Below are 19,591 nucleotides of genomic sequence, written 5' to 3'. Positions count from 1 at the left end.
TAACTGTTGTCCATTCTGGTTGTACATCTGTACCTTCGTTTAATTGTTGTAGTGCTAATACGTCTTTCATTATTATTCCTCCTCTTATTTGTACTTCTGATCTATTTGGATTCCACTCTATTTTTAGCAGTGGTTACTTACTGTTGACATAAATCCTGTTACTGTCCACGTAACTGTTGTCCATTCTGGTTGTACATCTGTACCTTCGTTTAATTGTTGTAGTGCTAATACGTCTTTCATTATTATTCACCCCCTTTCAATTCCTGTTCATTAACCCTTTATATAGCGTCCAATCAAATTACTTCACTTCTTATATCCTGTTTTTTCTACAAAACTATTAACATTAATAATTGGCAACCAATGTAGTGGATTGGATTTTAGGATCCCATTTAAAGCCAATATTATGCCCGCACTTCCAGAATACATATCATCCGACAACCTATAACAAAAATTACCAGGGAATGAAAGTGCATTAGCTTCTTTAATAAGGAATAAGTTTAGCTTATCTACTGACTCCATTAAGTCCTTTTCAATACCCTCTATTTTCTCTTCCATGATAAGTGGCAGTAACAAGAACCCTCCGATCCCATCAAATAATCCGCCACTAAATGTACATCTAATATCATTAAGATTAGTGATTAAATTTAATTCTTCTTGATACAACTTTTGACCACTTACATGATTTAAATACCATATGGCTACTCCAATTCCTATTGATCCTCCAGATAGGTATGGTAATAATCGGTTTTTATCATCTTTAGTTTGCAATATTCCGATTTTTTCATCTTTTTGTGTGTTTCTTAAATCACGTTCAATTACATCTTTAGCAAGTATATAAAATTCTTTCTTTTTGGTAACCGAATACAACGCTGCATAAAATATAGAAACACCAGACCATCCATCTAAGATACCAATAGGAACAGCAGCCCAATCACTTACAGTTAAACTTTTATTTTCATTTATATAGCTTTTAATACTATTAGCAATTGATTCTGCTTTCTTTAAATAAGAATCCTCTTTCTCCTCTAAATATAAACTGATATATGCAAGACCAATTCCAGCTAATCCTGATCTTAATGAAACATCATTGTAACTATTTTTCTTAATATCCCTATTAAATAATTCTAATCCTTCTCTCTTATATCCTAATTCATATAATGCGACTGCGATTCCAGCTTCTCCCGTAAAAAGACCTTGTTGTGTTATAGAATCCAACTCATTCATTAAAACATTTTCCATCCATTTAAATACTTCCACATCAACATTGCCAGATTTAAAGAGAGCTAAAGCTGCACCAGTTCCACCAGTAAACACATTATATTTTCCATCCGTAACCTCGTATTGTCTGATATCACCATGAATTAATCCCTGTTCAGGAACAAAATTCTCCATAACCCCTTTTCTTAATCCATCTATTATGGAAGAGATTTTTTCAGAAAAGTTTTCATATGGTTTATTAACATCATTACGTTCTTTTTCTCTCGTTTCAGATAAATACTCATCACATTTTTTTTCTATATTCCTAACGAAAGAATAAAAGTCTCTACCAAACTCCCTTTCAATCCATTCATTTTGGTATAGATATGAATTGTCTGTAAGGGTACTGACAGGCCCCATTGGTAATATACAATATCTCAAAATCTTCTTAACTGCATACCAATCTCGTTCTTTATGATTTTTATTTTTAAAACTAGCAAATCCCATTGTTTGCATAGCTGCTTTTGATTCGATTTCTGCTTCATTTGCAGATTCAAAGTCTATAAGCTTTACATTTAATTCTTCATCAATTATGACGTTTGATGGCTGTAAATCACCCATACCTATGCCTTTTTCATGCATCCCTTCAACAATATTTACTAAACTAAAAATAATTTGTTTTACATCAGCTATATAAATTTCCTTATCAGTTTTCCGATGAAATGGGTATTTAACCGAAATCCATGTTTTTAAATCCAATCCTTCTACATATTCTTCCACCAAAAATATATGTTTCCAAGACTTAAAATAATCGATGACATTTACTACACCTTTAACATCAGTAAGTTGAGTTAAAGTATCATATTCTACTTGAATTCTTTCTATAGCATCTTTATTTTGAGCATCTAAACCAACTTTTGGCCTAGCTTCTTTGATAACAACTTTTTCTTTATCCTCCTTTCTTTCAGCTAAATATATACCTCCTCCATTTGTATATCGAAAGGCCTCCAGAAATTCATATTTCTTAAGTCTATCCTCTTTATCATTCTCTTTATCAAAAATATTTTTAGAATCTAAAAACTGATCAAAACTCTCTACAAATTTCGGTACTTGATAATAAGGTTTGCGATCATCCGGGATTAAGTGACCGGATTCATCCTTGATACATGGTTCACCTTTTTCATTATAAATACTTCTAAACCCCCCATATCGATAATAAATATTACTATTCTTCCAACATTTATCACTTAAAATATATGGGCCATTCTCTTTATTTTTAATCTTTTCATATAAAACATTTAATAATTCCAAAAACACTTCATCACTAGGAGGATATATAGTTATAAATTTCCCTGAACTTATCCTATTTCCATTTTTTGAATTCACACTATGTAAAGTCGATTCATTAATAATATGTTTAAAAGCAATTTTACGTTCTACCAATATTTCGCTTACCTCTTCTAGAATCTCTTGTGCATTATATATTGTCGAACTTATATGGATCTTCCAACCTTGATCTTTAATCTTCTGATCTCTAAAAGAGTAAAATTTCCAAGGTGAGCTATCTTCATTAAAAACTAAACAGCAATCAGGTAAATTTAGTACCTTATATGTGCTATCTATATGATTAGAACTTCCCTCTTCGAAATATTTAGAGTTTGGCTTCAAGTATTTAAAATAAAGATGATTTTTATTCAAAATTATTCTCTCCTTATCTATCGAGCTTGTAACTGTAGTTCACAGAACTGATTATATAATCGATGATGTTTCTGTAACTCATCATGTTTACCTTGCCCTGTTATTTTTCCATTCTCCATAAAAATTATATTCTCAGCATCAATTATTGTAGATAATCTATGCGCTATTACAATAGCTGTTCTATCTTTAGCAATATTTTTCATAGCATATTGCACCTGTTGTTCAGATTTACTATCCAGATTTGCGGTTGCTTCATCTAATAGGATTATCTTAGGATTTTTAAAGAACATCCTTGCAATTGCAATTCTTTGCCTTTGTCCCCCCGATAGCATTAAACCTTTTTCACCAACATTAGTATCTAAGCCATTAGGTAAATCTTTAATAAATTCCCAAGCATAGGCCATTTTACAAGCATTAATTATTTCTTCTTCACTCCTTGGTGACTCATCCAATCCAAATAATATATTTTCTCTTATAGTCCCACTAATCAAACTATGCTCTTGTGATACATAACCTATTTGGGAGCGCCAAGAATTAATAGAAAAATCCTCTATATTTTCTCCTCCTATATAAATCTCTCCGTCACTAGGTTTATAAAATCTCTCTAACAAGGATACAAGTGTTGTTTTTCCACTACCACTTGGACCAACAAATGCATAAGTATGTCCTCCTTTAATAACTAAATTAAGATTTTGTAAAGTAAACGATTCATTATCTTCGTTATTATATTTGAAACTTAAATTTCTAATTTCTATATCTTTATTAGTTACATTTAATACCTTTCCTTTATCTAAATCTTCTTCATACTCGTACATTAAATTAGAAATCCTTTCGGTTGCCCCCTTCGTTTTTTGGAGTTGAGAAAAGAATCCTCCGAAGTTAACCATCGGTCCCATAATATAGAAGATAAGCGTCAAAAAGGCAATAAATGTTCCTGGTGATAACTCACCATTCGCAAGTTTAACTCCTCCATAACCTACAATAGAAATAATAATTAGCATCATTAGCAAATTAATTATTGGGTTTACAGTAGCCATCCATTTCGCTTGCTTTATCCCAATACATTTTAAATCATCTATGTTTTCTAAACCTTTTTTGATTTGATAGTTTTCTGCTGTGAATGATTTAATCAATTTATTTTCTGAAATCATTTCAATGGCACTTATATTAAGCCTACCCATTGATCTTTGTTGTTCTTTAGAAAGGCTAGACAGTTTCTTTCCCAAAGGAATAAAAAATGCAAGAAATAATGGGATAGCTCCAATAATTATTAACGATAGCTCCCAATCGTAATAAAATAACCAAAATCCACAAAATAAAATCATCAATACCGCATTAATAAATTGTGAAAATGAAATGCTGACTAAATTATAAAGTACTGTAGTATCATTAACTAATCTACTAGCTATGTCACCTGATTCATTTTTATCAAAAAAACCTGCTGGTAACTTAACAATTTTAGTCCACGCTAGTCCTCTTACATTCGCGACAATTTTCAGTCCAATTACACTCAGTAAGTAACTAGCTATTAAACCTGTTACCATTTGAAGAATAAACAGTGTAACCAATCCAAATAATATTCTCATATCTACATTTCCTGAAACAGCAAATCCATCAATAAAATTTTTCAGGAAATTCGGTATAAATGTTGAAACTATTGCACTCATAGCACTGATAATACAAGAAAGAATAAACAAACCATATTTTGGCTTTGCTAAATTAATTAACTTAAAAAAATCTCTCCATGTATATTTATAATTACTACTCTTATCCCTGTTCATTTTCCCACCTTTTCCCAATCATTAATTAACTTACATCAACCTTATATACAGAAGTTTATCATGCAAATTCTAGTTCCTATCGTTTCTATCCTGAAACATTCAAAAAGTAGCATAAACGTCTTCTAAATATATAGAAGTAACAATTCCGATATCATAATTGTTACTTCTATATATCTTTATTATTAATCCAAACAAAATTCACATTATATGATTGGTGTTTCTTATACTTTCCTAAAAATTATTAAATTAACTCTTTAACTAAAAAAAGGCAAGTGACTTAGTCTATAAACTAAGTCACTTGCCTTAAATTCTTTATTTAATTATGGAACGTCGGTTTATAGAACGAACGATTATCAAGAGCAAAGACACGCTCTGTGTATTCGCCTGGTTTTGTGCGTCCTAATGCGCGGTCCATCATGTTCATTTTTGCATCTAAGTTATCGATGTAATGCAGAATTTCTGCTTCTTTTACTAATGGTGGTTTTGGGCTACCCCATTCTGCTTTTCCGTGGTGAGAAAGAACGATGTGTTGAAGAATTAATACTTCTTCTGCATCGATTTGCAGCTCATCTGCTGCTTTGCCAATTTCGTTCACCATAATCGAAATGTGACCTAGTAAATTTCCTTCTAACGTATACGTTGTAGAAATTGGGCCAGATAGTTCGATTACTTTACCAAGGTCGTGTAAAATAACGCCTGCATATAATAAGTCTTTATCTAATGATGGGTATAGATTTGAAATAGCTTTCGCTAAATCAAGCATCGATACGACGTGATAAGCTAGTCCAGATACGAACTCGTGATGATTCTTTGTCGCTGCTGGATATTCTAAAAATTCATTTTGATGCTTATTTAATAAATGTCTCGTTAGACGTTGAATGTTTGGGTTTCTCATTTCAAATATGTATTGCGTAATTTTCTCGACCATATCTTCTTTTTTCACTGGCGCTTTTTCTACGAAATCTGAGATGTCCGTTACTTCATTTTCATTCGCAACTCGAATTTGTTTCACACGTAATTGAATACGTCCTTTGTAGTTTAGAATGTCACCAGCTACTTTAACGATCGTTTCCGCTACATATTGTTTCTCAACTTCTGGTGATACGTCCCATAGCTTCGCTTCAATGTCTCCACTAGGATCTTGTAAGATTACTGTTAAAAACGGCTTTCCATTGCTTGCTAGACCTTTTGTCGCTGTTTTAATTAACAAGAAAACATCGACTTGTTCACCAACTTCATATTCTGCAATTTTCTTTTTCATTCGAATTCCTCCACCATATCAGTTACTTTTAGTATAGCACACTACAACTCATTTTCTTTACGCTTACGCACTAATTTTATAATCTGTTTTTCTGTAAAATACGTTAGTAAATGCGCATGACATGTAAAGAAGATGACTTGCCTATCTTGCGCAATTTCCTTTATTAGTTCAATTGTGCGATTCGTTCTTATCGCATCAAAATGCACGAAACTATCATCAATAATAAACGGATAATCATGCTCAAATGTTTTCGCTAACGCAAATCGCAACGATAAATATAACTGCTCCGCTGTCGCTTGACTTAGTTCATGACTGTAAAAACGCATACCGTCGTTACGCTCAACAATGAACGGCTCTGCCTCTGACGGGGAAAAGATTTTACTATATCGTCCGCCTGTTAAATACACAAAGTACTCTTCTGATTTTTGTAAAATACGAGGAAGATGTACTTCGTGATAATATTGCTTCGTTTTCGTTAACACTGTCTTTGCGGCCGCATACGCAGCCCACTTCTTCACTTGTTCACGCACTTGCGCTTTTTTCATTTCCCATTCGTGTAGTAAATCACCGTACGTACTTCCTTCTTCTAAATTCGCAATTTCCATACGATGTTTCGCAATGCGCTCTGTCAGTTCTTTTTCCTTTGTAAGACAGTTTTGCGCAGTTTTCATTTCTTGCTTTAATTTTTCATCATAACCGTCAGCTTCATAATGTTCAGCTAATGATAAACTCGTTAAACGCTGTTCTAACAGATCAATTTGCGGTAATAAACGCCCCACTTGCTTCTCTGCATCTTCACGTTTTTCCGCTAATTTACCTGCTTCTAAAAACATCTCTTCATCTGTAGAATGTGCGATATGCCATAAACTATCTCGTTCTACTAACAGTTGTTTCAATTGCTCTTGCATGAACGCATATTCTTCTTGCCATTCCGCAAGCTTCTCTTTTAGCTGCTTACAAGTTTGGCGTTTTTCTTTCTCATTTTGCATACGGCTTTGCGCCTCGTGCAGCTTACTATACTCCGCACTGCCGATAACAGTTTCTAGTTTATGTTCAAAATGCGAAATCATTTCATATAATGAAGATTTGCGAGCGAATTGTTTCTCTAACTCACGATATAATTGTTGCATTTTTTCCATACGCTCAAACGCTGGCAATATGTGCGCATACGTATAAAAATCAGGGAACATATAGCGCATTTTATACACATTTACTTGCTCGCTCGTGCGGAACGTTTCTCGCTCCCATTCCTCATACGATGAAACGACTTTATCATACGATCGCTCCATTTGCTGCAACTTATACGACTCGCGCTCAAATAGCTTCCGAATCTCTTCATCTTTTTCTAACTCATAGCGCACAGACATCGCTTCTTCACTTTGTCTCCCGCCAGCACTTTGCTGAAGAGTTAGAAGTTCTTCTTGTAATCCACTTGACGGATCTTTATATAAAACAAGGGCAAGAACAATTCCTACAAAAACAATGACGCTAATAAATAAGAGCGGGCGGTTGTCCATAAATAAGCTCGTGAATAAAATGCCTGTGTTAATAAGAAGTAACAGAAGACAAACTCTTTGCCACTGCTTTTTCTTTTGCACTGCTGCTCCTGCTTTTTCCTCATACTTACGCTTCATTCTCTCTGCACCCATGCCGATAAACGCCGCATCTTGGAACGACTTCTCTTTCTCAGCTAACGCATTTCGCTCTTCATCCGCTAACATTTGTTGCTTAATCTGTCTTATATTTTCTTCTTGTTCTTCTAATTGCTCCTGCGCTACTTTAAAACGATCATCGAGCTGTGCTTTTTGCGTTTCTAATTCACGTGCTTTTTGCACTGTTTGCGTAATTAACTCTTTCGTTGCCAAACTCATATCAAACGAAAGAACTGTTTCTTTTTCAAAAGTAGCACCGATTTGTTGCTCTAGTTCTGCCAGCTCTTCTTTTATATTCGTAATCGTTCCTGTTATATCGCGCATTTCTTGTCGTGCATTTTCATAAGACATATGCTGCATCCGAAGTTCTTCTACATAACTTTCTTTTTGTAAAAACTCCTCATCTACTTGAATCGATTCCATTTCCGATTGCACATTCTCTATTTTTTTATAGAGCGAATCCACTTGTAATTGGAGCGGCTCCATCTTCGCCTTAATCGCTTCATAACGCGCCATTCCGTTTACAGGAAACTGCCCGTTCTCTTTTTCTAACACTTTCTCATGCGCACGCTTTTCAATAACGAGAGGCTCTAGCGCTGCTAATATTTCATAATCTTGCTTTCGCTTTTCTGCACTCTCTTTTTCCGCACGAACAGAAGCAAGTTTCTCTTCACTTTCTTTTAACTGCTCCACTTGCTTTTCATACGTGCCAATTTTCCCTTGCCACTCTTTCATCTTCTCTTCAAGCTTCTTCATTTCTTGCAGTGACACGTTAATTTCTGGTTTACGCCCACTCGGTTTAAAACGCTGATCCATTTCTTTTTCTAGCTTTTTATCTAGCTGTAATAACGCATCACTTCCGACTGCGCTTGCTGAAAATAAATAATTTCCGATATCCGATTCGCCAAGCTGATGAATATTTTGAAGGCCGTGCATATCAAATGAAAAGACAGATTCAAATAAACTTTCATTCATCCCGCTTAATATATCGTGTAAAATTTCCTCGCCGCCCGTTTTCCCGTCTTCAAAATAAACGGTCACCTCGCCAGCTGCCGTCTTTGGCAATCGTTCAATTTTCAAACGGCCATACTTCTCTGTTTCCACAGTCATCGCACCGCCGTACTTGCCGCCTTCTTTCGGCTCATAACGGCGCTGTCCTCTCGTTGGAAAACCGAATAAAATACTTTTCATAAATGAGCGAATTGTCGATTTCCCCGCTTCATTTTCGCCGTATAAAACAGTCAGTATTGACAGATCCATTTCCACATTTTCTAATTTTCCGTATCCATAAATATGGAGTTTTTCAATTCTCATTTCTTATCCCTCTCTTGCTGGAATAATTGCTCTAAAATAATATTTTCTGCTTCCTTTTGAATCTCTCTCTTCTCTTCTTCTGTAAAAGATTCAATACTATTACGCGCTACAGGAGATGTCCAAATACTGCGCAACACGCCGTCCATATTGGTGAAAGCTTCTAACTCTTTTAGCACACTACCAACGAAATGATTTTCTTCTCTCAAACGCTCGATTTCTGCAAACGAAACCGTCTCATTTTTCCACTTCATCGCATATACGAAATCTTTTCGCTCTTCTCCAGCTGCTAAAATATGAAAAATTTCTTCTACACGCTTTTCATCACGTAAATAAGGAGAAAGCGGTCCCTGTCCTGTAAATACGACAGTTAAAAGCGTCCCTTCTTCTTCTCTTCGGCACTCATTCATCGCACTTGATATCACAGTCATAAGTTCATCAACAGTTTCAAGTCCATCAATATTCACTTCTATCTCATCCCATACAACATCCGCCGTATGGAAAAATGAACATTGCGTTCCTTGTTTCGTAAGTTCAATCAGGTACGCACCCTTTTCCCCTGTTTCCTTACGATGACGTCCTTGTATGTTCCCTGGATAAATAATGCACGGCTCTTCTGATAAAATTTCACGTTTATGTATATGACCAAGAGCCCAATAATCAAACTGCTTTTCTTTTAGCTCACGAATTTGAAACGGTGCATAGCGATTATGCTCTGCATCTCCTTCCACACTTCCGTGAAGCATGCCAATATGAAAAGGCGCATCACTCATTTTCGTATACTGCGCTGTCATATTATCCGTTACCGCTTGCTGCAAATAACTAAACCCGTAAATAGAAGCTAATCGCTCACCATTTTTATAAAATGATTTCTCTTCTACATAAGGCTCCGTAAACACATGAACATTTTCCGGAAACTCAATTGCTGCCCAGCTTCCCCCTAAATGATCGTGGTTACCGTGAATAATAAAAACAGGGATATCGTACTGCGACAGTCTCTTCATTTGCTCGCGCACAAACACTTGCGCCCTCAAACTTCTCGTCTCCGCATCATACAAATCCCCGGCTAGTAATACGAAATCAACGCGCTCTTGAATCGCTTTATCAACAATACGTTCTAACGATTCAAACGTACTCTGCTTCATTCTCTCCCAAACAGACTGCGGTACATTCATCCCTATCCCTTTAAATGGACTATCCAAATGCAAATCAGCCGCATGTATAAACTTCACTTGTTTCACAAATAACGATCCTTTCCTTTTCCGTACTTTACTACGAATAGTAAATCTAGTGTCCATAAAACTTCCCCTTTATTTTACCACGCAATGTCATATATTTCTTTGCATATTCTAGTGATTTATGCCAAAATAGTTATAAGATTCTGATTTTTATTATTGGAGGGAATTTTCATGGGAGTATACGTTCTAACAGTCTTTGAAAAAGATGGTTCTAAAGCATTAGACGAATCATTCGAGGCGGCAACTGAAAAAGAAGCGAAAGCAAAAGGTGAATCTATTTTACAAGAAAAAGGATTGTATGAAAAAACGCATCGCTGCACATCTTCTGCAGGTAAGCTCGTTTTATTCCAGCGCTAAAAAAAAGAAGCGTCATCCGCTTCTTTTTCACTCTACTATATCTTCGTCACACCACGTAAACGTCACATCTAGAATACGATTACCGATACGTACGCGCTTATTCCATTTTCCTGTTTGGATCTGATGTTGCAATTCTGCTTTCATCTTTTCCGTCCAGTCATGAATCGTTTCACTACCGTTGTACGGATATACGCTTGGAAACTCTTCCTGCAGTAGATGCAAGCTCTCTGCATCAAAATGAAAATGGAAGAAGTAGTTTGCTGTAAGCGATGGTTCTTGCAATCGTAAAAAATGATCATCAATTTGCTTTCTATTTCGATAGAAAGTAAAGATATTCACTTTACCGCTCGTAATTTGGTCAATTTGAATTTCGTGCTTCTCTATAATCACGTCTTGCCCACCTCGTTATATACTACCTTTAGTATATATGTCTTTTGCAACAAAGTTAACCATTTTCGCGCGAAATTCATTTCCTTCATTATATTACCTGTACCTCCATATGCAATCAGAACAAATAAAACAAAGTTGAAGGGGAGCGATCACATGTATTTCGGAAGCAAAGGTTGGTATGTAAAAGAACTTAAAAAATTAGGTATTCGTACTTACGAAGGTAAAAAACTAGAATCATATCGTACGCATGTGTTATCTAGTTTACTTGAGAGAATGAAGAAAGCTTCGGCTTAATTGATGTAGGAAGCAACTACGGTTGCTTCCTTTTTATATAGTGAAAAAAAAGAAATAATCCTATCTTAACGTTCTATCTTTACCGTTATACTCTCTTGATAAAAACCACCCATTATCAACTGAATCTCTATTACCAAATCTCTTTCTAGATAATCATTCGTACATACTTTAAATTTCCCATACTTATTAACCCGTCCGCTTCCAACATACATATCACCACTTGTTATGACAATTGTTGAATGTGGTTCTGCACGACCCAACACAAAATTATGACCATATTCCACAGAAGCTATCGTTATTTTTTGATGCATATTATTAATTGAACCTATACATTTCTTTTTACACAAATTAACATTACTTTCTTCAGCCCTCGAAAACGCCAGATTCCTGTTAATCTTTTCCGAAGAGGAAGCAACATTCCCCAGCCAAATAAACCTATCAAATGTAGTAATAGGTAGAAACATCTAAGCTAACTCCCCCATTCTTCTTTCTCGTTTTTATCGGCTACAATCTTTTGATGAACTTACAGTATTAATTTCTATATCAATATAAAAAAATATCCTTTTTCCATTCAATTTCGCACTGTTAATTTGTATAGAATACATAGAATACTGTTTTTCACCCCAGACGCAATGACAACACTACACAAAATAATCCACAATCCATTAAATGTAAATCCACCTTCAAATGTGTTAATAATAATTATGTTGCCGATTATTAAAAGAATCCATGAAATGGAATACTGTTTTCCATTTGTAATATATAAAACTCCATCCTCATAACAAACTGTATTTCCTCCACCTTGCCAAACACCAATAGCGAAAGAAAAAAGCGTAACTGCCAATAACTCTGCTTGTAAATCTCTAGTCATTGGTTGCGGCGCCGTATAAGTAATAATCCCTATCATCAGGAGAAAAGTAATAATATGTATCCAGTTTAATTTTGTTTGTTTGCTTTGCAGCCAAATAAACAAAATTACTACAGAAATTAAAAACAAAGTTGCCATTTAATTATTCTTCTTCCTTTCCCACATTAAAAACGTCTGTGTAATGCAATTAGAGCGTTCTTAAATCTCTCATACTTTCTAAAGCATAACATGAGAAAATAATAAAAAAATCGTACAAAAGGGCAAGCCTATAATGTACGATTGGGCATATATAATGTTTTAAAAATGAATTAACTTCCTTTCAATAGATACAGCTACTGCTTCTGACCTTGAATTAACACCTAATTTATTGTATATATTTGTTAAATACGCTTTTACTGTTCGCTCAGCTATTCCCATATCGAATGCAATTTCTTTATTCTTATTTCCACGCGCAATAGCTTTCAACACAAACAATTCTTTTTCTGTTAAGTTATTTTCTTCAACCTTATCAGCATATACTTCTTTCCTTTTATAATTCACTATTTTTTCCATAATATTGGGTTGTAGTAAAATCTCACCTCGAATAGCCGCTTCCAATGTTCGAAACAAATTCTCACGATCCGTATCTTTTAGCAAATATCCTTTTGCTCCTAGCTCAATTCCCTTTAACATTAATTCATCTTCGTTATAAGTAGTTAATATAATAATCGGCGTATGATTTTGTTTTTTATTTAAAGCTTCAATTGTTTCTAAACCACTCATTTTAGGCATATTTAAATCCATTAAAATAACATCAGGTTTCTTTTTTTCTATGAAAGAAAGGGCTTCTTCTCCGTTTGCAGCCTCACCAATAATTTGAAATGAATCACTCGTTTCTATTATTAATTTCAGACCTTCTCTTACAACGAAATGATCATCCACAATTAATACGTTATACTTCATCGCTATCTCCTTCATTATTGATAGGTACTTGAATACACACTTTCGTACCCTTCATCTTTTCACTCAATATATGTATTTCCCCATTAATCAATCGAACTCGCTCATTTAAGCCAATTAAGCCGTAATGTCCAGGATTCTTACCGATATATCCAGTGTCAAAACCAATTCCGTTATCTTCAACTTCAATAGTAAGTTTTTCAAGGTTATCGCTATATTCAACTTTCAAATTTACATCTGTTGCCTGTGAATGTTTTGCGATATTCGTTAAACATTCACTAATTACATATAAACAATGTTCCTTTACTAATCTTGAAATATGCGGGGGGCTTTGAATAGTAAATCTCACATGTATAGACGTAGCCTCAGAAAAACGTTGAACTTCTTCCTCTACAGCTTTATTAAATGAATTAGTAGTATGACGCAAATCATCAATAACCAGCCTTGCATCATGTAAAGTTTGTCTCGCTCTTATCATAGTTTGTTTCATAATCTCTTGAGATCTCCCTGTATTCCCTTTTTGCATATGGGCGTCTATTGCTTCCAATTGCATAATTAAGCTCGCTACACCTTGCGCTAACGTATCATGTAAATCCCTTGCCATTCGCTGCCTTTCATTAGCTAATGTCAATTCTTCTACTCTCATATACGCAGACTCTAACTCTTGAATGTAGCTCTGTATACGATTACGTGCATCATATTGCTGCTTATTAATATAAGAAAAAGGAATAATAATTGCTAGTACTAAAAGGAACATAGAGATAAGAATAGCTACTTTATTCACACCATAATTCATACTAATCGCAGTACAAAATATGGCATACATGAGAGTAAAAACCGCCATTACTTTAAATATATTGTTATAAACATATAGACTTTGGGCAATTAAAATAGGCGTTAATCCAACAAAAATAGCTATTGAACCATTTGGTACAATAAATGCAGCAAGAAACACAATGAAGAGTTGGACAAAAAAGAAATACAACAATTGTCTATTCTTTAATGAACTTGCATACCAATGAAAGATAGTATGAATAACAATAATTATTGTGAAGAAGAAACTATCCATTGAGAGAATATTATTACGAAATTCTAAAAGCATTGAAGCTATATATACGAGTGTAATCCATAAAACAATAAACCTTCTTGGAATAAATACCGCTTCCAATACATTTGTATCCACGTCTATATTTGAATTCATTTTTTTCATATTCGACCTCCACCATTATATTATACAAGATGTAGCTTACATTTTGATAAAGTGAAACTTTAATTAGTGGGACTTTTTCCCATCCCTATTACAGAATATAAATATGAAATATTGCATATCGAAATGCATTGATATAATTGTAAGCGCTTACTATAATAAGCGTATAAAGATTTATTGCATCTTACCATTAAAAAAGGAGGCACTCATATGGAAATCGCAATGGCAGTTTTAAAATTTGTAGGTGGAGTAATTCCATTAGTTCAAGAACTTTTAAAAGCATTCATGTAAGGTTATCATTCAGCAATTATCTATAATAATTATCATACAAATGATCTGTATATCAAAAGCAAATTGATACACAGATCATTTGTGTGAGAAAACTTTATACGAAAACTATGTAACCTAGTAGAACAATAATAATGCATCTATCTCAAGTTAGAAAAAGACGCTCACAAGAGCGTCTTTTTCTTATTATTACTACGTATTCAGGAGAAATCGATTTTATCAAATAGATAAACGACGAATTTCTGTTCCCTTTTATTTTTTGATAACGAAATAATCACTCCAACCAAAAATGCTATAATAAACCCAATCAAACTAAGGGGGCACTTTTATCTTGCACGGAAAACACATTCAATTTCATGAGTTTGGTAACCCAAAAGATGTATTACAAGTTGAATATAAAAATATAGAACCTCTAAAAGAGAATGAAGTTCTCGTTCGTATGTTAGTTAGACCGATAAATCCATCTGACTTAATTCCAATCACCGGAGCGTACGCTCATAGAATCCCATTACCTAACATACCTGGTTATGAAGGTGTTGGTATTGTAGAAGATGTAGGTGCGGGCGTTACGAGAGACCTTATCGGTAAACGTGTTTTACCGTTACGCGGAGAAGGTACTTGGCAAGAATATGTGAAGACATCAGCTGATTTTGTAGTCCCTATTCCGGATTCCATTGATGATTTTACAGCGGCACAAATGTATATTAATCCTCTTACGGCATGGGTTACTTGTACAGAAACGTTAAACTTACAACGTAATGAAGTTTTATTAGTAAATGCTTGTGGGTCCGCTATTGGTCATCTTTTTGCGCAGTTATCACAAATTTTAAACTTCCGATTAATTGCCGTTACAAGAAATAATAAGCATACAGAAGAGTTACTGCGCCTTGGTGCTACATATGTAATTGATACTTCCACTGCCTCGCTTTATGAAACAGTTATGGAATTAACGAACGGGCTCGGTGCAGATGCTGCGATTGATTCTATCGGAGGACCGGATGGAAATGCATTAGCTTTCTCCCTACGTCCAAACGGGCACTTTTTAACGATCGGTCTTCTATCAGGAATACAAGTGAACTGGGCAGAGATTGTCACGAAAGCAAAAGTACACGCGAACATATTTCATTTACGCCATTGGAATAAAGAAGTGTCACCACATAAATGGCAAGAAACGTTTCGTCACTTAATTCGCTTAGTTGAAAATAAGCAATTACGTTTTATGAAAGTACATTCTACATATGACTTAGCGGATGTGAAAGCGGCGGTTGATGTCGTGCAGTCTGCTGAGAAAACGAAAGGGTAACTAACTGTTACGATTTATTTAACCAATTATAACGAAAGTTAATTAAATATATCAGTAAGCCCTGCTAGTCAAGTGATTGGCTAGTAGTGAGGGTTAACTGCGGGCAATCCCTAAAGCTGATTGAACTACAACGTGGCTAGAAATGGCGAGCGTGAATGTTGCGAAAGCAGAAAAAATCAATCAGATCGTGCAAGGTTAAATCCTAAACACTAGAACAATGGGTCTTCCGCCTCGAATCATCTAAGTCAAAAGTGATAAGATGAACGTTCAACGACTATCTCGTATAACTGACGAGAGTACATCACAAGCCTATGGTGGTGGAAAAATCCTCTATCTCTAAAGAGATAAACATATAGTCTGCGCTCATGTGAAAACATGAGAAGTTCATAAGAGAACTGGCTAAGGAATTGCGCCCTTAGTTGAACGAGATACATTTAATTAAATCTATCCAACCTCATTGAATTTATCGAACGTATGTGCTATTGTGAGTTTGATGAGGTAAGAATAATAATGAAATTTTTACGAGTTAGTCAAGTATCAGAATTAACAGGTTTGCATCCGAGTAGTCTCAGGAGAATGCTGGTGGAACACGCTACGATTCAGAAGAACAAATCTTTCATTAAAGGAGTTACATTCTGATGATATTGGCGAAGAAAGTCAGACTGATTCCAACGCCTGAACAAGAAAAAGTGCTTAGAAACCATGCCGGTGCTGCAAGATTTGCTTATAACTATTGTAAAAGAATGAGCGATAGATACTATAAGCTATTTGGAAAATCTGTTTCACAGTTAGCTTTACAGAAACGATTTACAAAGATCAAGAAGCGAAAGCGATATGAGTGGTTAAAAGACATTAATGCACAAGTTCCCAAACAGGCTTCAAAAGATTTTGATACGGCGAGAAAACATTCGTTCAAAAAGTACAAAAATGGTTATCACACTTCTTATAAATCCAAAAAAGATGTAATCCAAGGATTTTATGCCAATTATGAAAGACTGATTATAGGAAAGAAAGTAGTTCATATTCAGTCTATCGGAGAAGTGAAAACAAGCCAACAACTACCAAGAAACAAAAAACCATCTAATCCAAGAGTTACCTTTGATGGTCGTCACTGGTGGATTAGTGTAGGATTCCAAGAAGACTTTGAATCACAAGAACTAACCAATGAGTCGATTGGTGTGGATGTTGGTTTAAAAGAGCTGTTTGTAGCTTCTAATGGTATGAAAGAACGAAATATAAACAAAGATGCCAAGGTTAAAAAACTTTTGAAAAGGAAAAAGTCAGCACAAAGAGATATGTCTAGGAGGTTTAAAAAAGGTGTAAAAATTCAGTCTGCCGGATATGAAAAAGCTAAAACTGAGCACCTGCGGTTATCTAGGAAAATTACGAGTATCCGAAATAACCATATCCATCAAGCGACAGCTAAATTGGTGAAAACCAAACCAATGAGAATTGTTGTGGAAGACTTATCTATCTCAAACCTGTTAAAAAACAAAAAACTATCGAAAGCATTTTCATTTCAAAAATTAAACTTCTTCTTTCAATGTTTATCATACAAGTGCGAGAAGCATGGCATTGAGTATGAAAAAGCTGATAAATGGTTCGCCTCAAGTAAGATTTGTTCATGTTGCGGGGTAAAATACGACCATTCCGTTCAACCAGAAGGACAGTGGAGTTTAAAAATACGTGAGTGGCGTTGTGCTTCATGCAATAGCCATCACGATAGAGATTTGAATGCTTCGATAAATTTATCAAGATGGGTAAAATAATTGCTTGATAATAGGAGGTAACGATACTGCCTCGTGTGGAGTGTTGTACCCCTCGTCCCTTCGGGGTTGCGAGAACACTTTGAAGCACTAACTTGTGTAAATTTGATTGAATTGTATAGATTTAGTTAAGTTTATCGTATCGGAAAGTGTTTTTGACGAGTTATTAAATGCAAAAGAAGAAGTCTTTTGCATTGACCTTTTAAATAGACTAGATAGTACGTTTAGTAGTCTATAATTGTAATTTTTTGGTACAATTATATTAAAAGGTGAAAGGAGATTTACACATGTGGTTCATTTCGGCAATCGCACCTGTTGTAATAGTTGGTGGAATTGTAGTATTTATTATTAAAAGATTGGAACATAAATATAAGAACGGAAAATTAGGTAAGAAAAAACCTCAAAAAGCTCAGCTGTTATTAGATAGTTTAATACCTATAGGAATGCTTGTTGGCTGTATAATTAGTTTGATTTTCGGTATGTTTTTCCCGGATTTCTCACTGCTTTCCATTAGTTTAGGATCTGGGATAGGCTATTTATTTGGGTTTTTCGCCTATGAATTTTATAGCAAAACAGGAAATAACTTTTCCTAATCAAAAAAATAAGCGGGACAGTACATAGTCGTCATATAAAATATGTACTGTCCTTTATTTTTGCATCAACACTATCACCTTACCTCTCACATCCTATACACCTTTTTTATTAATTTTCCTCTCCTCGCTCTTTTGTATATCCGCTTTTTTATTTTCATTGGATCTATACCCATAGTAAAGTAGAGCACATGTAATAACTGAACCTACAATGTATCCTAAAAAACATCCTAACCAAAACATAATGTAATCGCCTCCATTCATTATAAATTTTATGTAATACAACTCTTTACATGCTCAATCGTTTATTTCTATAAACTATACACTCTCTCAAGTTATTCATACTATTATTTCTCCTCTTACCTCAAATAACAATTTCATTATTTGTCATAAAGTTAACACCTTCGTAAAACATATATAAAGATTGTTGTATTTCTTACTTTTTTCTTTGAAAACAATATATACTACATTTGAAATAAGCAAGGTGTGTCAGCTTATTTTTACATTCCTATACAATACCCCTCACGAAATGCTAGGAGCAATCCTAGCATTTTTTCAATAACATTTTGCTCATTTTAAGCATATGTACAGTATAGTTTTTTCAGCTTATCATTTTAGCGAGCTAGTACATTCGCCCTTATCTTATTTTTTCCACTTATAAAACTCCATCAACTCTTCTTCATTTTAACTCCAGTCATGAAACAAAAAAATCCCCTCAAAGCATAAACTTCAAGGGGTGAGCCTGTTTTTTCATTTACTTATATACGTACAGCTGTACCACTTACAGCAACCATTAACATTCCATCACGAACAACTTCATAATCTACGTCAATACCAACGATAGCGTTCGCACCTTTTTGTTTTGCAAGTTCTTTCATTTCATCCATTGCGATATCACGAGCTTCTTTTAGCTTGCTTTCGTAAGAACCAGCACGACCACCGACAACATCACGAACGGAAGCGAATAAGTCGCGGACAATATTTGCACCCATAATAGCTTCACCATTTACAATATCAATATACTCAATAATTTCTTTACCTTGAATTCCAGACGTTGTTGTTACAATCATGACTGACACTCTCCTAATAAGTTGTAGTTTGAATAAGCTTTCTTATGCCTTTATTATGACATGGAAAAAGTAACTAATCTATTGAATTACCTTACAGGAGTGTGACAATTTTGTAAGAATGAAATACCTATTATTTTTAATAAAGCGCTTTAATATCAGGATACATAAACGATCTTCTATTTTCTTTCCAATCCTTTTCTACTTCTTTAAAAGTTGGTCGCCCTAATTCTTCCTTGTTTCCCTGTTTATGAAACCATTTCTTTACATACTTCTCTCCATTTTTATTTTGCACTGTACAAAGGAAGCTATTACTACTATCCTTTACTATTTTTACAATCACGACAAGACACCCCTTCTCTCTTAAACTTGATCTTTTACTAT

19 protein-coding genes and 1 pseudogene are annotated in these 19,591 nt (G+C 34.6%); 6 read left to right on the top strand and 14 right to left on the bottom strand.

The genetic code is table 11. From position 1 onward, the window contains the following. From FS742_RS28290 to FS742_RS15015, 7 genes are all read right to left on the bottom strand, one after another. A partial coding sequence (locus FS742_RS28290; RefSeq protein ID WP_222124848.1) for a class III lanthipeptide occupies positions 1 to 70 on the bottom strand: 70 nt, incomplete at its 3' end. A gap of 53 nt (positions 71 to 123) precedes the next feature. Continuing rightward, positions 124 to 240: a class III lanthipeptide gene (locus tag FS742_RS27795; protein ID WP_222124844.1), complete on the bottom strand. Its 117-nt coding sequence runs from the start codon at positions 238 to 240 to the stop codon at positions 124 to 126. 63 nt (positions 241 to 303) lie between these two features. Next, a complete protein-coding gene (gene lanKC, locus FS742_RS15035; protein WP_144613305.1) occupies positions 304 to 2,895 on the bottom strand; it encodes a class III lanthionine synthetase LanKC in 2,592 nt (863 codons plus the stop codon). Positions 2,896 to 2,912: 17 nt separating this feature from the next. Beyond that, a complete protein-coding gene (locus tag FS742_RS15030; RefSeq protein ID WP_144613303.1) occupies positions 2,913 to 4,676 on the bottom strand; it encodes an ABC transporter ATP-binding protein in 1,764 nt (587 codons plus the stop codon). Between the two features lie 316 nt (positions 4,677 to 4,992). After that, positions 4,993 to 5,937, bottom strand: coding sequence for a 3'-5' exoribonuclease YhaM (gene yhaM / locus FS742_RS15025; protein WP_000726652.1), 945 nt, complete (start codon positions 5,935 to 5,937; stop codon positions 4,993 to 4,995). 41 nt (positions 5,938 to 5,978) lie between these two features. Beyond that, positions 5,979 to 8,903 carry an ATP-binding protein gene (locus FS742_RS15020; protein WP_144613301.1) on the bottom strand — a complete coding sequence of 975 codons (2,925 nt, stop codon included), beginning with the start codon at positions 8,901 to 8,903 and terminating at the stop codon, positions 5,979 to 5,981. Then, complete coding sequence (locus FS742_RS15015) at positions 8,900 to 10,141, bottom strand: metallophosphoesterase family protein (RefSeq protein ID WP_144613889.1); 1,242 nt, start codon at positions 10,139 to 10,141, stop codon at positions 8,900 to 8,902. The genes FS742_RS15020 and FS742_RS15015 overlap by 4 nt, the downstream gene beginning before the upstream one ends. 168 nt (positions 10,142 to 10,309) lie before the next feature. Here FS742_RS15015 and FS742_RS15010 point away from each other — a divergent pair, with 168 nt between their 5' ends. Continuing rightward, positions 10,310 to 10,495, top strand: a complete 186-nt coding sequence (locus FS742_RS15010; RefSeq protein WP_000539551.1) for a YhzD family protein — start codon at positions 10,310 to 10,312, stop codon at positions 10,493 to 10,495. Between the two features lie 27 nt (positions 10,496 to 10,522). Here the strand turns inward: FS742_RS15010 and FS742_RS15005 are convergent, their stop codons facing one another. Then, positions 10,523 to 10,885 (bottom strand): hypothetical protein, encoded by a 363-nt coding sequence (locus FS742_RS15005; protein ID WP_144613299.1) that lies wholly within the window; start codon positions 10,883 to 10,885, stop codon positions 10,523 to 10,525. Between the two features lie 153 nt (positions 10,886 to 11,038). Here FS742_RS15005 and FS742_RS15000 point away from each other — a divergent pair, with 153 nt between their 5' ends. Then, a complete protein-coding gene (locus tag FS742_RS15000) occupies positions 11,039 to 11,179 on the top strand; it encodes a YflJ family protein (RefSeq protein WP_000273536.1) in 141 nt (46 codons plus the stop codon). A gap of 65 nt (positions 11,180 to 11,244) precedes the next feature. Here the strand turns inward: FS742_RS15000 and FS742_RS14995 are convergent, their stop codons facing one another. The 4 genes from FS742_RS14995 to FS742_RS14980 form a co-directional block, all read right to left on the bottom strand. Then, the gene (locus FS742_RS14995) at positions 11,245 to 11,643 is read right to left on the bottom strand and encodes a hypothetical protein (protein ID WP_144613297.1); all 399 of its coding nucleotides are present in this window, start codon (positions 11,641 to 11,643) and stop codon (positions 11,245 to 11,247) included. Between the two features lie 107 nt (positions 11,644 to 11,750). Then, complete coding sequence (locus FS742_RS14990; protein ID WP_144613295.1) at positions 11,751 to 12,185, bottom strand: hypothetical protein; 435 nt, start codon at positions 12,183 to 12,185, stop codon at positions 11,751 to 11,753. Between the two features lie 159 nt (positions 12,186 to 12,344). Then, entirely contained in the window at positions 12,345 to 12,989 is a 645-nt protein-coding gene (locus FS742_RS14985) for a response regulator (RefSeq protein ID WP_000876838.1), read from the bottom strand. Further along, a complete protein-coding gene (locus tag FS742_RS14980; protein ID WP_144613293.1) occupies positions 12,979 to 14,196 on the bottom strand; it encodes a sensor histidine kinase in 1,218 nt (405 codons plus the stop codon). The genes FS742_RS14985 and FS742_RS14980 overlap by 11 nt, the downstream gene beginning before the upstream one ends. A gap of 103 nt (positions 14,197 to 14,299) precedes the next feature. On the opposite strand from FS742_RS14980, the pseudogene FS742_RS28205 reads away from it, so the two are divergent. The 4 genes and pseudogenes from FS742_RS28205 (at position 14,300) to FS742_RS14965 (ending at position 18,143) form a co-directional block, all read left to right on the top strand. Continuing rightward, positions 14,300 to 14,484 (top strand): annotated as a pseudogene (locus FS742_RS28205) (hypothetical protein). Between the two features lie 328 nt (positions 14,485 to 14,812). Beyond that, positions 14,813 to 15,784, top strand: coding sequence for a zinc-dependent alcohol dehydrogenase family protein (locus FS742_RS14975; protein WP_144613291.1), 972 nt, complete (start codon positions 14,813 to 14,815; stop codon positions 15,782 to 15,784). 638 nt (positions 15,785 to 16,422) lie between these two features. Further along, positions 16,423 to 17,553 carry an RNA-guided endonuclease InsQ/TnpB family protein gene (locus FS742_RS14970; RefSeq protein ID WP_144613289.1) on the top strand — a complete coding sequence of 377 codons (1,131 nt, stop codon included), beginning with the start codon at positions 16,423 to 16,425 and terminating at the stop codon, positions 17,551 to 17,553. A 284-nt stretch (positions 17,554 to 17,837) separates the two neighbouring features. After that, positions 17,838 to 18,143: a hypothetical protein gene (locus tag FS742_RS14965; protein ID WP_144613287.1), complete on the top strand. Its 306-nt coding sequence runs from the start codon at positions 17,838 to 17,840 to the stop codon at positions 18,141 to 18,143. A gap of 755 nt (positions 18,144 to 18,898) precedes the next feature. Here FS742_RS14965 and FS742_RS14960 read toward each other — a convergent pair. Beyond that, a complete protein-coding gene (locus FS742_RS14960) occupies positions 18,899 to 19,210 on the bottom strand; it encodes a YbjQ family protein (protein WP_000637510.1) in 312 nt (103 codons plus the stop codon). Between the two features lie 136 nt (positions 19,211 to 19,346). Continuing rightward, complete coding sequence (locus FS742_RS14955; protein ID WP_144613285.1) at positions 19,347 to 19,550, bottom strand: DUF4028 family protein; 204 nt, start codon at positions 19,548 to 19,550, stop codon at positions 19,347 to 19,349. Positions 19,551 to 19,591 lie beyond the last annotated feature (41 nt).

This window comes from Bacillus cereus, from assembly GCF_007678085.1.
In the GTDB taxonomy this organism is placed as follows: domain Bacteria; phylum Bacillota; class Bacilli; order Bacillales; family Bacillaceae_G; genus Bacillus_A; species Bacillus_A cereus_BE.
This window is presented reverse-complemented; position numbering and strand designations above follow the sequence as displayed.

What these genes read in the sequence shown, in the direction of transcription:
- FS742_RS14970 (WP_144613289.1), top strand. Translation starts at nt 16,423, where the DNA reads ATGATATTGGCGAAGAAAGTCAGACTGATTCCAACGCCTGAACAAGAA.
- FS742_RS27795 (WP_222124844.1), bottom strand. Translation starts at nt 240, where the DNA reads ATGAAAGACGTATTAGCACTACAACAATTAAACGAAGGTACAGATGTA.
- FS742_RS15000 (WP_000273536.1), top strand. Translation starts at nt 11,039, where the DNA reads ATGTATTTCGGAAGCAAAGGTTGGTATGTAAAAGAACTTAAAAAATTA.
- yhaM (WP_000726652.1), bottom strand. Translation starts at nt 5,937, where the DNA reads ATGAAAAAGAAAATTGCAGAATATGAAGTTGGTGAACAAGTCGATGTT.
- FS742_RS15020 (WP_144613301.1), bottom strand. Translation starts at nt 8,903, where the DNA reads ATGAGAATTGAAAAACTCCATATTTATGGATACGGAAAATTAGAAAAT.
- FS742_RS14990 (WP_144613295.1), bottom strand. Translation starts at nt 12,185, where the DNA reads ATGGCAACTTTGTTTTTAATTTCTGTAGTAATTTTGTTTATTTGGCTG.
- FS742_RS14960 (WP_000637510.1), bottom strand. Translation starts at nt 19,210, where the DNA reads ATGATTGTAACAACAACGTCTGGAATTCAAGGTAAAGAAATTATTGAG.
- FS742_RS14995 (WP_144613297.1), bottom strand. Translation starts at nt 11,643, where the DNA reads ATGTTTCTACCTATTACTACATTTGATAGGTTTATTTGGCTGGGGAAT.
- FS742_RS14980 (WP_144613293.1), bottom strand. Translation starts at nt 14,196, where the DNA reads ATGAAAAAAATGAATTCAAATATAGACGTGGATACAAATGTATTGGAA.
- FS742_RS15010 (WP_000539551.1), top strand. Translation starts at nt 10,310, where the DNA reads ATGGGAGTATACGTTCTAACAGTCTTTGAAAAAGATGGTTCTAAAGCA.
- FS742_RS14965 (WP_144613287.1), top strand. Translation starts at nt 17,838, where the DNA reads ATGTGGTTCATTTCGGCAATCGCACCTGTTGTAATAGTTGGTGGAATT.
- FS742_RS15030 (WP_144613303.1), bottom strand. Translation starts at nt 4,676, where the DNA reads ATGAACAGGGATAAGAGTAGTAATTATAAATATACATGGAGAGATTTT.
- FS742_RS14985 (WP_000876838.1), bottom strand. Translation starts at nt 12,989, where the DNA reads ATGAAGTATAACGTATTAATTGTGGATGATCATTTCGTTGTAAGAGAA.